This window comes from Microbacterium faecale, from assembly GCF_014640975.1.
In the GTDB taxonomy this organism is placed as follows: domain Bacteria; phylum Actinomycetota; class Actinomycetes; order Actinomycetales; family Microbacteriaceae; genus Microbacterium; species Microbacterium faecale.
In genome coordinates this window covers 1-14,439 of record NZ_BMHO01000003.1, presented here as the reverse complement: position 1 = coordinate 14,439, position 14,439 = coordinate 1, and the positions used below count along the sequence as shown (strand labels likewise).

General features: G+C 68.2%; 13 protein-coding genes. 8 read left to right on the top strand and 5 right to left on the bottom strand.

The genetic code is table 11. From position 1 onward, the window contains the following. Positions 1 to 45 precede the first annotated feature (45 nt). Entirely contained in the window at positions 46 to 828 is a 783-nt protein-coding gene (locus IEW87_RS14670; RefSeq protein WP_188713150.1) for an NRDE family protein, read from the bottom strand. Positions 829 to 871: 43 nt separating this feature from the next. Here IEW87_RS14670 and coaBC point away from each other — a divergent pair, with 43 nt between their 5' ends. After that, complete coding sequence (gene coaBC, locus IEW87_RS14665) at positions 872 to 2,122, top strand: bifunctional phosphopantothenoylcysteine decarboxylase/phosphopantothenate--cysteine ligase CoaBC (protein ID WP_188713149.1); 1,251 nt, start codon at positions 872 to 874, stop codon at positions 2,120 to 2,122. Positions 2,123 to 2,218: 96 nt separating this feature from the next. Here the strand turns inward: coaBC and IEW87_RS14660 are convergent, their stop codons facing one another. The 3 genes from IEW87_RS14660 to IEW87_RS14650 all read right to left on the bottom strand — a co-directional run bounded on the left by IEW87_RS14660 (position 2,219) and on the right by IEW87_RS14650 (position 5,994). Next, positions 2,219 to 3,400, bottom strand: a complete 1,182-nt coding sequence (locus tag IEW87_RS14660; protein ID WP_188713148.1) for an ROK family transcriptional regulator — start codon at positions 3,398 to 3,400, stop codon at positions 2,219 to 2,221. 72 nt (positions 3,401 to 3,472) lie between these two features. Then, complete coding sequence (locus IEW87_RS14655) at positions 3,473 to 4,477, bottom strand: ABC transporter permease (RefSeq protein WP_229731233.1); 1,005 nt, start codon at positions 4,475 to 4,477, stop codon at positions 3,473 to 3,475. Further along, positions 4,474 to 5,994: a sugar ABC transporter ATP-binding protein gene (locus tag IEW87_RS14650; RefSeq protein ID WP_229731232.1), complete on the bottom strand. Its 1,521-nt coding sequence runs from the start codon at positions 5,992 to 5,994 to the stop codon at positions 4,474 to 4,476. The genes IEW87_RS14655 and IEW87_RS14650 overlap by 4 nt, the downstream gene beginning before the upstream one ends. A 239-nt stretch (positions 5,995 to 6,233) precedes the next feature. Between IEW87_RS14650 and IEW87_RS14645 the strand changes: the two genes are divergently transcribed. The 3 genes from IEW87_RS14645 to IEW87_RS14635 are packed head-to-tail and all read left to right on the top strand — an operon-like array spanning position 6,234 to position 9,537. Further along, positions 6,234 to 7,301, top strand: coding sequence for a substrate-binding domain-containing protein (locus tag IEW87_RS14645; protein ID WP_188713147.1), 1,068 nt, complete (start codon positions 6,234 to 6,236; stop codon positions 7,299 to 7,301). A gap of 60 nt (positions 7,302 to 7,361) precedes the next feature. Then, positions 7,362 to 8,516 carry a Gfo/Idh/MocA family protein gene (locus IEW87_RS14640; RefSeq protein WP_188713146.1) on the top strand — a complete coding sequence of 385 codons (1,155 nt, stop codon included), beginning with the start codon at positions 7,362 to 7,364 and terminating at the stop codon, positions 8,514 to 8,516. 19 nt (positions 8,517 to 8,535) lie between these two features. Further along, positions 8,536 to 9,537, top strand: a complete 1,002-nt coding sequence (locus tag IEW87_RS14635; RefSeq protein WP_188713145.1) for a sugar phosphate isomerase/epimerase family protein — start codon at positions 8,536 to 8,538, stop codon at positions 9,535 to 9,537. A gap of 51 nt (positions 9,538 to 9,588) precedes the next feature. On the opposite strand, the gene IEW87_RS14630 is transcribed toward IEW87_RS14635, so the two are convergent. Beyond that, positions 9,589 to 10,386: a siderophore-interacting protein gene (locus IEW87_RS14630; RefSeq protein WP_188713144.1), complete on the bottom strand. Its 798-nt coding sequence runs from the start codon at positions 10,384 to 10,386 to the stop codon at positions 9,589 to 9,591. Positions 10,387 to 10,510: 124 nt separating this feature from the next. Here IEW87_RS14630 and IEW87_RS14625 point away from each other — a divergent pair, with 124 nt between their 5' ends. Genes IEW87_RS14625 through IEW87_RS14610 form a run of 4 tightly spaced genes read left to right on the top strand, consistent with a single transcriptional unit; the run spans position 10,511 to position 14,315 of the window. Further along, positions 10,511 to 11,539, top strand: a complete 1,029-nt coding sequence (locus IEW87_RS14625) for a siderophore ABC transporter substrate-binding protein (RefSeq protein WP_188713143.1) — start codon at positions 10,511 to 10,513, stop codon at positions 11,537 to 11,539. Next, positions 11,532 to 12,548 carry an ABC transporter permease gene (locus tag IEW87_RS14620; RefSeq protein WP_229731231.1) on the top strand — a complete coding sequence of 339 codons (1,017 nt, stop codon included), beginning with the start codon at positions 11,532 to 11,534 and terminating at the stop codon, positions 12,546 to 12,548. The genes IEW87_RS14625 and IEW87_RS14620 overlap by 8 nt, the downstream gene beginning before the upstream one ends. After that, complete coding sequence (locus IEW87_RS14615; RefSeq protein ID WP_188713142.1) at positions 12,538 to 13,560, top strand: iron chelate uptake ABC transporter family permease subunit; 1,023 nt, start codon at positions 12,538 to 12,540, stop codon at positions 13,558 to 13,560. Before IEW87_RS14620 ends, IEW87_RS14615 begins: the two co-directional genes overlap by 11 nt. Further along, positions 13,557 to 14,315 carry an iron ABC transporter ATP-binding protein gene (locus tag IEW87_RS14610; protein ID WP_188713141.1) on the top strand — a complete coding sequence of 253 codons (759 nt, stop codon included), beginning with the start codon at positions 13,557 to 13,559 and terminating at the stop codon, positions 14,313 to 14,315. Before IEW87_RS14615 ends, IEW87_RS14610 begins: the two co-directional genes overlap by 4 nt. Positions 14,316 to 14,439: the final 124 nt, after the last annotated feature.

Here is a 14,439-nt window from a genome sequence, read left to right as displayed (position 1 = left end):
ATGGGATGCGTCCCCCTATCGTGGCATGCGCGCGGGGCTGACGAATCAGCGGTGGTGCGCCGGCCCGTGAGCCGGTGCGAAGCGCAGCGGCGACCATGCGCCCGGCTGGTCGAGCTCGGCGTAGCGCACTTCCGCGCGGTCCGGCCATACCCGCGCGGTGCACGCGATCGTCGAGAGCGTGGGATATCCGTGCGGGCGGTTGTCGCGGACGATCGCGCGGGCGTCGCCGGGGTCGACCTCGGCGGTGCGCGCGAGGACGTCCGGCCACTCCTCGAACGGTGCGTCCGCGAATGTCTCCCGCCAGGCGGCGATGCGCGGCGTGCGCGGGTCGTCGACGTCGTTGTGCGCAACCATATGGGTTCCGGGCGCGAGGGTCTCGGTCCTTAACGCGGATCCGTCCCACGACGTGACGGCGGCCGCACCGGCGGCGATCTTGACGACGTTGAACCCGCGCATCCGCTTCACCCCGTCAAAGGGCATCGCGTCGAGTGCGGCGAGTTCGTGGGCGTCGAGCTCTCGGAGCGGGCGCCCCGACGGGTCCTGCGCGAGAGCGTCGAAGGGCAGTCGTCCGCGCGAGAGGATCTGCTCCTCCGGGAGATCGGGGGTTCCCTCACGGTTCAGCACGACGGCGAGGCGTCCGGCGTCCGGTTCCGCCGCGAGCCACGCGCCGCCGGTGCGCTGATCGCGCACGCCGACGACATCGGGGCGCTCGGGCCACCAGGCGCCAAGCGGATCCCAGGAGCGGGAGGGGTCTTCGTCGCGCACCGCGAGGAACGACACGGGCTCGGAGGAACCGGTAGAGGGAACGCGGACGACGACGGTGCACACGCCTCCCAACCTATCGGCTCGCCAGGAATGACAGGATGGGTCCATGTTCATCGTCGTGGGCGTGACCGGCGGCATCGCCGCGTACAAGACCGTGCAGCTCGTCCGGCTGCTCGTGAAGGACGGACACGATGTGCACGTCGTGCCGACCGACGACGCGCTGCGATTCGTCGGGATGCCCACGTGGGAGGCGATCAGCCGCAACACCGTCACCACCTCGGTGCACGACGACGTCGCCCAGGTGCGCCACGTGGCGCTGGGCCAGCAGGCTGACCTCGTCGTCGTCGCACCGGCGACCGCAAACACGATTGCCAAGATGGCCGCCGGGTTGGCTGACGACTTGCTCGGCACGACGCTGCTCGCCACGACGGCACCCGTGCTCATCGCCCCAGCGATGCACACCGAGATGTGGCGCCACCCCGCGACCCAGGCGAACATCGACACCCTGACCTCGCGCGGCGTCCACATGATCGGACCTGTCTCCGGGGAGCTCACGGGAGGCGACAGCGGCCCGGGCCGCGTGTCCGAGCCCGAGGACATCTACGCCGCCATCCGCCGCGAGCTCGAGCAGGGCGCCCCCGGCAGCGCCGCCGCGGCCGGTACGCGCTGGCTGGTGACGGCGGGCGGCACCCGCGAACCGCTGGATCCGGTGCGTTACATCGGCAACCGTTCGAGCGGGCGCCAGGGCCTCGAGGTCGCCCGTGCGGCCGCCGCCCGCGGTGCCGACGTGACGCTCGTCGCGGTCAACATGGATCCGGGCCTCGTTCGTATGACGCCCGAGACCCTTCCCGGTGCGGCCGAAGGGTCGTATGCGTCACACGAATCCGGCATCCGGATCCTCACGGCCAGCAGCACCGAGGAGCTGCGGGATGTCGTGCGGGAGGAAGCCGACCAGCACGACGTGGTTGTGATGGCGGCGGCGGTGAGCGACTATCGCGCGGCGGACGTCGCGCAGGACAAGATGCGCAAGGAAGACACGGGCGGGGCGCTGAGCATCGAGCTCGTCGAGACGCCGGACATCCTCGCGGAGATCGCGGCGTCGCGGCGCGAGGGCCAGACGATCGTCGGCTTCGCGGCCGAGACCCCGGGCGAGAAGACGCTTGCCGAGCGCGCCTTCGCGAAGCGCGAGCGCAAGGGGTGCGACCTGCTCGCGGCCAACGAGGTCGGGTGGGATCGCGGTTTCGAGCGCGACGACAACCACCTTCTCGTCGTCGATGAGATGGGAATCGTGGCCGACGTCGCGGGCACCAAGCGTGAGACGGCCGAGGGGCTCGTGACCGCGATCCTCGCGCGCTGAGCGAATGACTGCTGGGCGAGAGGCGCCCTCATCCGCTCAGGGAGTCCTCTGCTCGGCCAAAAGTCCTCCGCTCAGGACCGCTCGGCCACGTCCACGTCAGGCGACGACGAACGCGTCGGCGACCCCCTCCGGGGAGAGGGCGTGCTCGACCGCGAGCATGCTCGCACCGATGATCGGAGCCTGCGCCCCCGCGGCCGACTGCGCGATCGCGAGACGTTCGGTCGCGAGCGGCATGGACCGCGCGTAAACCACCTCGCGCACGCCGGCGATGAGGTGCTCACCGGCACGGGACATGGATCCGCCGATCGCGATGACCGACGGGTTCAGCAGGCTGACCGACGTCGCAAGGACCTCGCCGATGTCGCGGCCCGCCTGTCTCACGGCCTGGATCGCGGTGAGGTCGCCCTGGCGGACGAGGTCGACGACGTCGGAAGCATCGGCCGCGTCGTATCCCTGCGCGCGGAGGTCGCGCGCGATCGCGGAGCCGGACGCCAGAGCCTCGAGGCAACCGGTGTTGCCGCACGCGCACGCGACATCCGAGCCGCGAGAGACGCGCACGTGGCCAATGTCGCCCGCGCTGCCGCGTGCGCCGCGCTGGAGGCGCCCGTCGGACACGATCCCGCACCCGATTCCCGTCGCAACCTTGATGAACATGAGGTGATCGACGTCGGGCCACGCGACGGTGCGCTCGCCGAGGGCGGAGATGTTGACGTCGTTGTCGACGAGCACCGGCACGTCGAGGTGCTCGCGGAGCCATCCGCGGACGTTGACGTTGTTCCACCCCGGCATGATCGGCGGGTTGACGGGGCGGCCCGTCGGGAACTCGACCGGGCCGGGGAGCCCGATTCCGATGGCGGCGATGTCGGCTTCGAAGCGACCGAGTTCACCGAGCAGGCGGCGGGCGCCGTCGACCACCCACGCGAGGATCCGGTCCGGCCCTGCCGCGATCGGCAGCGGCTCGCTGTACTCCGTGAGGATCGTCCCGCCGAGGTCGGTCAGGACGATGGTCGCGTGCGATGCGCCGAGATCCGCGGCTACGACGATCTTCGCGGCGGGGTTGAGCGCGAAGCGTGACGGCGGCCGACCGCCCGTCGAGGCGCCGTCGGCTACCGGTGCGATCAGTCCCATCCGCATCAGCAGGTCGACGCGCGCGGCAACGGTCGACCGGGCGAGGCCCGTGTGCTTCGCGAGCTCGGCCCGGGTGTGCGGGCTGCCGTCTCGCAGCAACTGGAAGATCTCGGATACGGATCCGCGGCCGTTCGTTGACACCTCAGGCACTGCGCACCCTCCCTGACTTTCGTTCCGCGCGCTGAGCGCCCGCCCCCGCAGTCTTGTCGATGAGGGTGTGAATCACCTGCCGGGGCGGGAGGCGAAGCGCTGCTGTAGCAGAACGGCGACGACGATGATGATGCCCTTCACTACGGACTGCGTCGACGACGGCAGATTGTTCTGCACGAACACGTTGGTCAGCAGCGAGAAGATCAGCACGCCGAAGACGGTGCCGACCATGGTGCCGCGTCCGCCGGACAGCAGCGTGCCGCCCACGACGACCGCAGCGATCGCGTCGAGCTCGAGCAGGGTTCCGTGCGTCGAGGTGCCGGCCGTCGTGCGGGCGATCATCAGCACCGTGCCGATGCCGACGCACAGGCCGGCGATCGTGTAGATCCACATCGTGTGACGCTTCACCTTGATGCCGCTGAGGCGCGCGGCTTCGAGGTTGCCGCCGATCGCGATGGTGCGGCGCCCGAAGGTGGTGCGGTTCAGCACGACCCAGCCGGCGACCGCGACGAGAGCGAAGATCCAGATCGAGAGGTCGACACCAAGGATGTCGACGTTCATCGCGCGAACGAAGTCCTGGTCGCGGATGATGAGCGTGCCGTTGTCGGAGATGACCTCGGCCAGCCCGCGCGCGCCGACCATCATCGCGAGGGTCGCAATGAAGGCGACGACCTTGCCATAGGCGATCACGACGCCGTTCACGAGGCCCGCAGCCGCGCCCGTCGCAAGGGCGAGGACGACCATGACGATCCAGTGCGACTGCGCGACGATGTCCTGCACCGCGGCGATCGTCGCGACGACTGACGCGAGCGCCAGCACCGCCCCGACCGACAGGTCGATGCCCGCCGTGAGGATCACGAAGGTCATTCCGACGGCGACGACGCCCAGCACCGACGCCTGACGCAGCACAACGAGCATGTTGTCGAAGTTCGCGAAGTTCTCGCCGCCGGTGATCGCGCCGACGACGAAGAGGACGATGAGCGCGAGGACGAGACCAGCGTTGCGGCCCACGCCGCCGCTGAAGAAGCGGCGCAACGCGGACGGGGCCTGAGTCGGTTCGGTTGTCTGCGTGCTCACGCTGCGGTTCCTTTCATGACGAGATCGAGCACGCCGTGCTCGTCGATCTCGGATGCGTCGATTGTGGAGAGGAGTTGCCCGTCGCCGATGACGAGCACGGTGTCCGCGAGACCGAGGACTTCCTCGAGTTCACTCGAGACGACGACGATGGCGTTGCCGGCGTCGGCGAGGCTACGGATCAGAGCGTAGATCTCGGCCCTGGCGCCGACGTCGACGCCGCGCGTCGGTTCGTCGAGGAGGAGGATGCTGCTGCCGTGCACGAGCCAGCGCGCGAGCAGGATCTTCTGCTGATTGCCGCCGGACAGGGTTCCCGCGGCGCGAGTGGAGTCAGCCGGGCGCAGCTCCAGTGCGTCGATCTGCTCGTCCGCCACGGTGCGCTCGGCCGACTCGTCGAGCCAACCGGCGTGCGCGATCTCCTGGAAGGACGACAGAGTCACGTTCTTGAAGATCGGTTCGCCGAGCAGCAGCCCCTGTGACTTGCGCTCCTCGGGGCTGAGGCCCATCCCCGCGGCGATCGCGGCGGCAACGGATCCGCGCGGGACGCGGGATCCGTTCACTGTGACGGATCCGCTCGTCGCGCGCCTGGCGCCGTAGATCGTCTCGACGATCTCGCTCCGCCCGGATCCGACGAGGCCGGCGAGCCCGACGATCTCGCCCGCGCGCACCTGAAGCGATACATCCTCGAACGCGCCGTCGAGGCTGAGCGAATCGACGTCGAGCATGACGGGCGCGCTTGCGGGAACGCCGGGGCGGTCGGGGAAGACGTTCTTGACGGCGCGGCCGGTCATGTGGTGGATCAGTTCATCGGTCGGCGTCGACGCGACGTCGAGGTTGCTTGCCGTCGACCCGCCGTCCTTCAGCACGGTGATCCGATCGCCGATCGAGCGGATCTCCTCGAGCCGGTGCGTGATGTAGATCACGGCGATGCCCTGGTTCGTGAGCTCATGCACGATGCGGAAGAGGTTGTCGACCTCACCGCTGTCGAGCACGGCGGACGGCTCGTCCATGATGATCAGCTCGATGTCGTGCGAGAGTGCGCGAGCCATGCTCACGATCTGCTTCCCGGCGGCACTCAGCGAGCCGACTTCGGTGTGCGGCGATAGGTCACTGTGGCCAAGGCGCTCGAGGATCTCGCGTGCCCGCGTGGCCTGCTCCGACCGTCTCGTCACGCCAGCGCGGTCGAGCTCGTGGCCGAGGAAGATGTTCTCGGCAATCGTCAGGCCGTCGACGACATCGAGCTCCTGGTACATCGTCGCGATGCCGAGCTCGATCGCGGCCTGCGGGTTCGGCATGCGCGTCGCCTCGCCGTGCCACGAGATGTCGCCCTCGTCGTGCGCGTGCACCCCGGCGAGCACCTTGATCAACGTTGATTTTCCGGCGCCGTTCTGCCCGAGCAGGCAGTGCACCTCGCCGGGTGCGACATCGAGGTCAACGCCGCGGAGGGCGATAACGGAGCCGAACCGTTTCGTTACGCCCCTGACCGAGAGAAGAGGTTCAGGGTGGTCCACTTTGATCACTCAGCGAACATAACATGTCGAACGTGCCGACGAAAGCAGCCGTGTCCCGAACGTTACGTCGCTGCATACAACGATGTAGTCCTTGTCATCGCGCCTAACGCGACTTTTTACATCGTCCAAGCAAAAGATGTACATCGTGCAGCAGTTCTGCTAGCGTCGGCCTCGTCGATACGGACAGCATTGTCGGCGCTTCACGCGTCAACCGGATCGGCGTCACCTGCACTTTTCAAGGAGGAACCATGCAGTCACGACGCGCAACGCGTAAACGGGCGCTCATCTCAGGCATCGCCACGGCCGCCGCCATCGGCCTGCTCGTCGGATGCACGAGCGACGGAACCGAAGACACGGGCGGCTCGGCGTCAGACGAGACGACCACGGAGAACGAGGCGTCCGGCGACGACGCAGCCGCTGGCGGCAACGTCGTGATCGGCTGGTCGGGCCCCGAGGCCGACCACGGCTGGCTCGGCGCGATCAACACGGGCGCGATCGAGGCCGCGGAGGGCTTCGACGACGTCGAGCTCCGGCAGGCCGAGGGCACGAACGACGTCACGCAGCAGATCGCAGCGATCGAGCAGTTCGTCAACGAGGGCGTCGACGCCATCGTCGTGCTGCCGAGCGACGGCGCGTCGCTGACGCAGGCGGCGCTGGCGGCAATGGAGGCGGGAGTTCCCGTCATCAACGTCGACCGTGAATTCAGCAACACCGACGCCTCGCGGATCACGATCCTGGGCGACAACTACGGCATGGGCGTCAGCGCAGGCGAGTACATCTGCGAGCGCGTCGCCGACATCGACGACCCGATCATCGGCGAGATCGCCGGTATCGACTCGCTGCCGCTCACGCAGGACCGCTCCGAGGGCTTCGCCCACGCACTCGAGGAGTGCGGCCTCGAGGTCGGCCCGCGCGTCGCGGCCGACTTCACCGTCGCCGGTGGCCAGGAGGCCACGGCACAGTTCCTGACCGCTAACCCGCACTTCGACGCGATCTGGAACCACGATGACGACCAGGGCGTCGGTGTCATGGCGGCGATCAACGAGTCGGGCCGCGACGAGTTCTTCCTCGTCGGCGGCGCGGGAAGCCAGAACATGATGGACCTCATCGAGGCCGGCGACTCGGTCATGGAAGCCACGGTGATCTACCCGTCGACCCAGGCGGCCGACGGCATCGCGATGGCGCGCCTGCTCGCGCAGGGCGGCACGATGAGCGACCTCGTCACGCCGAGCGTGCCGTACCGCATCGTGCTCGACGCGCCGGTCGTGACGGCCGAGAACGTCGACGAGTACTACGACCTCGCGTTCCAGTCGTAACAGCAGCCGCGGGGCGCCGCAGGGCGCCCCGCGGTCACGCCCAAAGGGAAGGAAATATACATGACGGACACTCTGCGCGTCGCCCTCGTCGGCTACGGATTCATGGGGGCGGCCCACTCGCAGGCGTGGCGCACGGCGCCGCGCGTCTTTGACCTGCCGCGCGCCATCGACATGTCTGTCATCGTCGGACGTAACGCCGATGCCGTGGCGGCGTCCGCCGAGAAGTGGGGATGGCGCGAGTCCGCGACGGACTGGCGCGACGTCGTCACCCGCGATGACATCGACATCGTCGACATCGTCACGCCCGGTCACTCGCACGACGAGATCGCGATCGCGGCGCTCAAGGCCGGTAAGCACGTGTTGTGCGAGAAGCCGCTTGCCAATTCGGTGGCCGACGCTGACCGGATGGTCGACGCCGCGCACGGCTCCGGGTCGGTCGCGATGCTCGGCTTCACGTACCGTCGCGTCCCGGCCCTCAGTCGCGCGCGCGACCTCATCGCCGAGGGACGGATCGGCACCGTGCAGCAGGTCCGCGCGGCCTACCGCCAGGACTGGCTCGTAGACCCCGAGGCGCCGCTCTCGTGGCGTCTCAAGAAGGACGAGGCCGGTGCCGGTGCGCTCGGCGACATCGGCGGCCACGCCGTCGACCTCGTGCAGTTCCTCACGGGCCAGACGATCGAGAAGGTCTCCGGCGTCATCGAGACCATCGTGAAGGAGCGTCCCGTCGAAACCGAGCGCGTCGGCATCGCCGGCAAGGGCGGCGACGAGTACGGCGAGGTCACGGTCGACGACCTCGCGATCTTCACCGGTCGTCTGTCGGGCGGCGCGCTCGCGGCGTTCGAGGCCACGCGTTTCGCCACGGGCCGTAAGAACGAACTGACCGTCGAGATCTCCGGTGACAAGGGAGCGATCGCGTTCAACCTCGAGGACATGAACGTGCTGCGCGTCTACGACCGGACCGCCGATGACCTCGACCAGGGCTTCACCCGCGTCATCGTCACCGAGCCGGGTCACCCGTACCTCGAGGGATGGTGGCCGGCTGGCCACCTGCTCGGCTACGAGCACGCCTTCAGCCACCAGGTCAAGGACCTCGTCGAAGCGATCGCCGACGGCTCCGCGCCGGCGCCGACGTTCGACGAGGGCGCCCAGGTGCAGCGCGTGCTCGAGGCTGTTGAGAAGAGCTCCGCCGACGACGCCCGCTGGGTCGCCGTCTGATCACGTTCAGGAGGACATTATGACAAGACCGATCACTCTGTTCACCGGCCAGTGGGCCGACCTGCCGTTCGAAGAAGTGTGCCGACTCGCGGGCGAGTGGGGCTACGACGGCCTCGAAATCGCCTGCTGGGGCGACCACCTGGATCCGTGGCGCTGGGATGACGAGGCATACATCGCCGACCGAAAGGCGATTCTCGAGAAGAACGGCCTGAAGGTCTGGACGATCGCGAACCACCTTAAGGGTCAGATGGTCTGCGATGACCCGATCGACGGACGGCATCAGGACATCGCATCGGACCGCGTGTGGGGCGATGGGGATCCCGAGGGCGTGCGTCAGCGCGCCGCGGAAGAACTCAAGAACACCGCGCGCCTCGCGGCGAAGCTCGGCGTGAAGACCGTCACGGGCTTCACGGGATCCGCGATCTGGAAGTACGTCGCGATGTTCCCGCCCGTGGGTGACGACGTCATCCAGGCCGGCTACCAGGACTTCGCCGACCGCTGGAACCCCATCATCGACGTGTTCGAGGAGGTCGGGGTCCGCTTTGCGCTCGAGGTGCACCCGTCCGAGATCGCGTACGACTACTGGACGACGAAGGCAACGCTCGAGGCGATCGGGAACCGCCCCGGCTTCGGCATCAACTTCGACCCGTCGCACTTCATGTGGCAGCAGCTGGACCCGGTCACGTTCGTTCTTGACTACGCGGACAAGATCTTCCACGTGCACGTGAAGGAGTCGGTTGTGAACCTCGACGGTCGCAACGGCGTGCTCGGTTCGCACCTGCCGTGGAACAACCCGCGCCGCGGATGGACCTTCGTGTCGACGGGACACGGCGACGTTCCGTGGGAGCCGCTCTTCCGTGCGCTGAACTTCATCGGCTACGACGGTCCGACGAGTGTCGAGTGGGAGGACGCGGGCATGGATCGCCTCGACGGTGCTCCCGAGGCCCTCGAGTTCGTCCGGAAGCTCAACGCCATCACGCCGCCCGACGCGGCGTTCGACTCCGCGTTCAGCACCAAGTAGGACCCCGCTGAACGAGCGGCCCGGCGGAGATCCGCCGGGCCGCTCGTCGTTTCAGTGAGCCGCGTGATACTCCGTGTCGCCGCGCTTCCAATAGCCCTTGATGACGGCGCGAGCGGGATCCACGCCCCACCGGCCGACGGCGAGCGCGCGGGCGGGCTTGACGATCGCCTGCTCCGCCCCCACGAAGACGAACGGATCCTCGCCCGGCTTGTCGTCCTCATCCATGTTCGCGAGCGCGGCGGCGAGGGCGGTCCCGGGGAACGCGCGCTTGCGGTGGATGTATTCGACCGGAACCGGGGCGTCGATCGGAACCTGGTCGGCGGCCGTCGGAACTTCGATGAGGATCACCGCGGCGTCGTCTTCGTCGAGAAGCGCGGCGTAGCGGCGGATCTGTGCGATGGCCGTCTCGTCGCCGGCGAGGAGCCAGCCATCGGGCTTGCCCGCGAGGCGGATTGTGCCGCGCGGGCCACCGACCCCGATCGGAGCGCCGATCGGGGCGTTCGCGGCCCAGCGGCTCGCGACACCCTCGTCACCGTGCAGCGCGAACTCGAGGTCGAGGAACGGCGTCCCCGCGTCGTCGTCGCCCCACGCGAGCGGCGTGAACTCGCGACTCGGCGCCTCCCGCATCTCCTCGACGGTTCCCGGCTCGGCCTCCGGCAGGAAGATGCGGATGTGATCGTCGACGCCCGAGGTCTGTCCGAATCCGTCGAGCTCCTCGCCGGCCACGCGGATCCGCACGTACCGGTCGGTCAGGAACTCGCGCGAGACGAGGTGGGCGCGGCGGAAGGCGAGCTCGACGCTCTCGCGCTCAAGAGCGAACGAGGGGGAGGTGCTGGTGGACGTCGTCATATAACTTAGGCTAGCCTATGAACGTCCGATTGAGGCTTGCCTTACCTAAGAGCTGTGAGTGCATCGGGTCCACCACCACGAGTCCGCGCCTGATAGCGCGCTCTCCCTACTGCAGGAGTTCCGCATGAGCATGATCCGTCCCCTGTCCGCGCTGTCGCTTGTGGCCGCGTCCGCGCTCGTCCTGGCTGGCTGCGCCTCGCAGAACGACGCCGAGGCCGCCGCCGGAGGGGACGCGCCGGCCGGTGCCGACGAGACGATCGAGTTCACGTTTGAGAACAACATCGCGGGCGAGGACGAGGAGCCGGAGTACGAGTCGGTGACGGTCAACGTGCCGAAGGACCCCGAGAACGTCGTGATCTTCGACATGGCGTCGCTCGACACGTGGGGATCTCTTGGTGGCGCTCCCGTTGTCGGTGCGCCGCTCGATTCCGTGCCCGACTACCTGGCCGACTTCGTCGCCGACGATGCGATCAATGCCGGCACCCTGTTTGAGGCCGACCTGCTGGAGATCGAGGCGGCGCAGCCCGACCTCATCATCGTTGCGGGCCGCTCGGCGACGCTCTACGACGACCTGCGCGAGATCGCACCGACGGTGAACCTGTCGTCCGAGGGCTCCTTCGAGGAGACCCTTGAGCGCAACACGACCTTCCTCGGTGAGGTGCTCGGCGCCGAGGACGAGGCCGCGACGGCGCTGGCCGACATCGAAGCACAGCTTGCCGAGGTTCGCGAGCTGACCGCTGAGATCGAGACCGGTCTCAGCGTGATGGTGTCCGGCGACAGCCTCAGTGCGCTCAAGCCGGCGAACGGCGACTACTCCGGCCGCAACCTGCGCGGCGGCCTCGTCTACGACCTGTTCGGTGTCGCCCCCATCACCGACGACATCGAAGCGGCGACGCACGGCGAGCCGATTTCGTTCGAGTTCCTGACGGAGTTCGACCCCGAGTACCTGTTCGTGACTGACCGGAACGCGGCGACCAACGAAGAGGGCGCGCAGTCCGCCGATGTGGTCCTCGACAACGACATCGTGCACGAGACGACCGCCTGGAAGAACGACAACATCGTCTACCTCGACCCGACCGCCTGGTACATCGTGTTCGGCGGCCTCCAGACGACGCAGATCATGATCGACGACATCACAGCGGGCGTTGCGTAAGACGCTGACCGCCCCGACGAGCACCCCCGCCCCCGCGCGCACCCGGCGCACGTGGGTGGGGGTGCTCATCGGCGCCGCGCTGGTGGCGCTCGCCGCCGTGAGCCTCCTCATCGGGGCCTCGAACGATGTGTCGGTGTCCTCCCTCGCGAAGGGTGACGGCGACGCTCTGTTCCTGCTGGCTGCCAGCCGGATCCCCCGCACGGTCTCGCTCGTTCTCGTCGGTGCCTCGCTGGGAATCGCGGGCCTCATCATGCAGATGCTCGTGCGCAACAAGTTCGTCGAGCCATCGACCACCGGCGTCACGGAGTTCGCCGTTCTCGGTATGCTCATCGCGCTCGTGTTCTGGCCGGGCATGCCGATCCTGCCCCGCATGGCCTTCATCTCGCTCTTCGCGCTCGCGGGCACCTGGATCTTCCTCCGCATCATCCGCTTCGTCCCGGTGCGCACGCTCGTGCTCGTTCCGCTCGTGGGCATCATGCTCGGTGGCGTCGTCGGGGCCGCGACGACGTTCTTCGCCTACCGCCTCGACCTTCTGCAGTCCCTCGGCCAGTGGTCGCAGGGATCCTTCGCGACCGTCATGCGCGGACGCTACGAGTTCCTCTGGGTCGCGGTGGTGATGGTCGTCATCGCGTGGCTCGCGGCCGATCGCTTCAGCGTGATCGGCCTCGGCGAGGAGTTCGCGACGAACCTCGGACTCGACTTTCGGCGCGTCGTCGCAATCGGCATGATCATCGTCGCCGTCATCACGGCGTGCGTGCTCGTCACCGCCGGCGTCCTGCCGTTCCTCGGCCTCGTCGTGCCGAACATCGTCAGCCTCATCATCGGCGACAACGTCCGGCGCGCGATCCCCTGGGTCGCCGGGCTCGGATCCGTGTTCGTGGTCGCGTGCGACATCATCGCGCGCGTCGTGCGGTTCCCGTACGAGATCCCACTGTCGGTCGTCGTCGGCATCGTCGGCGCGGGCCTGTTCCTCTGGCTGCTCTTGCGGAGGAGGGGTCGTGTCCACTGACGTGCGTCCGGCGGTTGTCGCCGCCCCCTCCGCTCCGCGTCCAGGCCGGGTGCGCGCGCTCTGGTCTCGGCCCGGGGCGCGGATCCTCGCACTCGCGGTCGTCGTCGCCGCGCTTGCCGTGTTCTATCTCGTGAACGACGTGCCGGGGTCCTTCCTGTTCGCGGCGAAGATCCGCGGGCTGACCATCGCGGCGATGGCCGTCGTCGCGTGCGCGGTCGGCGTCTCGACGGTGGTCTTTCATACGATCACGCAGAACCGGATCCTCACGCCGTCGATCATGGGCTTCGACGCGTTCTACGGCCTGATCACGACCGGCATGGTGTTCCTGTTCGGCGCGAGCGGCTTCCTCCAGGCCGACAGCGTCGTGATGTGGATCCTGCAGACCGTGGTCATGGTGGCGTTCAGCGTTGCGCTGTTCACGTGGCTGTTCGCGGGCAAACGGCGGTCGATTCACCTGATGCTGCTCGTCGGGATCGTGCTGGGCACGTTTTTCCGCAGCGCGACGGAGTGGATGCAGCGCATGCTGGATCCACTCGACTTTCAGGTCGTGACCGACGCGATGTTCGCCTCGCTGACGCGACCGGATCCCGCGCTGCTGCTGTTCACCGCGGCCCTCGTGCTGGCGGGCTGTGCCGCGGTCGTGCCCCTCGTCGCGCACCTCGACGTGCTCACGCTCGGGGCGCCAGCCGCCGTCGGTCTCGGCGTCGATCACCGTCGGGTTGTGATGTCGTTGTTCCTCGTCGTGTCGGTGATGGTTGCCGCCTGCACGGCGCTCGTCGGTCCGATCCTCTTCTTCGGTCTCATCGTCGCGAACCTCGCCTATTCGTATGCGGGGAGCTTCCGGCACCGCTGGACTCTTCCCACTGCCGTGCTGCTCGGGCTCGTCTGCCTGCTCGGCGGGCAGATCGTCATCGAACAGCTGCTCGGCTGGAGTGGGACGCTGTCAACCGTGATCGAATTCGCCGGCGGCGCGTTCTTCCTGTACCTCGTGCTGAGAAAGGGGGCACGGTGATCGTGCTCACGGGCGCCACCAAGCGCTACAACGGAAACACCGTCCTCGACGACGTGACGACGTCGTTCGGGGAGGAGGGGATCACCTCGCTGATCGGGCCGAACGGCGCGGGGAAGTCGACCCTCTTCGGGCTGGTGGGGCGGCTCATCGCGCCCGATGGCGGATCCGTCACGGTCGACGGCCTCGACGTGCAGACGGCGTCGTCGAAGCAGCTCGCGCGCACCATCGCCGTGCTGCGCCAAGACAACCAGCTCGCGGCGCGGCTGACGGTGCAGGACCTCGTCGAGTTCGGTCGCTTCCCGCACTCGCGCGGACGGCTCACCACGGAGGACCGCGACCGCGTCGACGAGGCGATTTCGTACCTCGCGCTGACGGAGCTGCGCGGCCGTTTCCTCGACGAGCTGTCGGGCGGGCAGCGACAGCGGGCGTTCATCGCGATGGTGCTCGCGCAGGACACGAAGTACGTGCTGCTGGACGAGCCGCTCAACAACCTCGACCTGAAGCACATGACCGAGATCATGAAGCTGATCCGTCGCATGGCCAATGAGCTCGGCAAGCGCATCATCATCGTGCTGCACGACATCAATTTCGCGGCGACCTACAGCGACCGGATCGTCGCCATGCGCGAGGGCCGGATCGTCGCCGACGCCTCATGCGGCGAAATCATGCGCCCGGACGTGCTGCGTGAGGTGTACGACACCGAGGTCGACGTGCGCGAGATCGATGGCCGCCCCGTCGCCCTCTACTACGCATGACCGCGCACCGCTGACGCACGGCCGCCCTCGGGTGCTGAGGTGCTGGGGCGCGTCGGCTGCAAGGCGGAGGAGTGAAGGCGTACGAATGTACGTCGATCGACGACAACGCCGCAGGCGGTGTGCG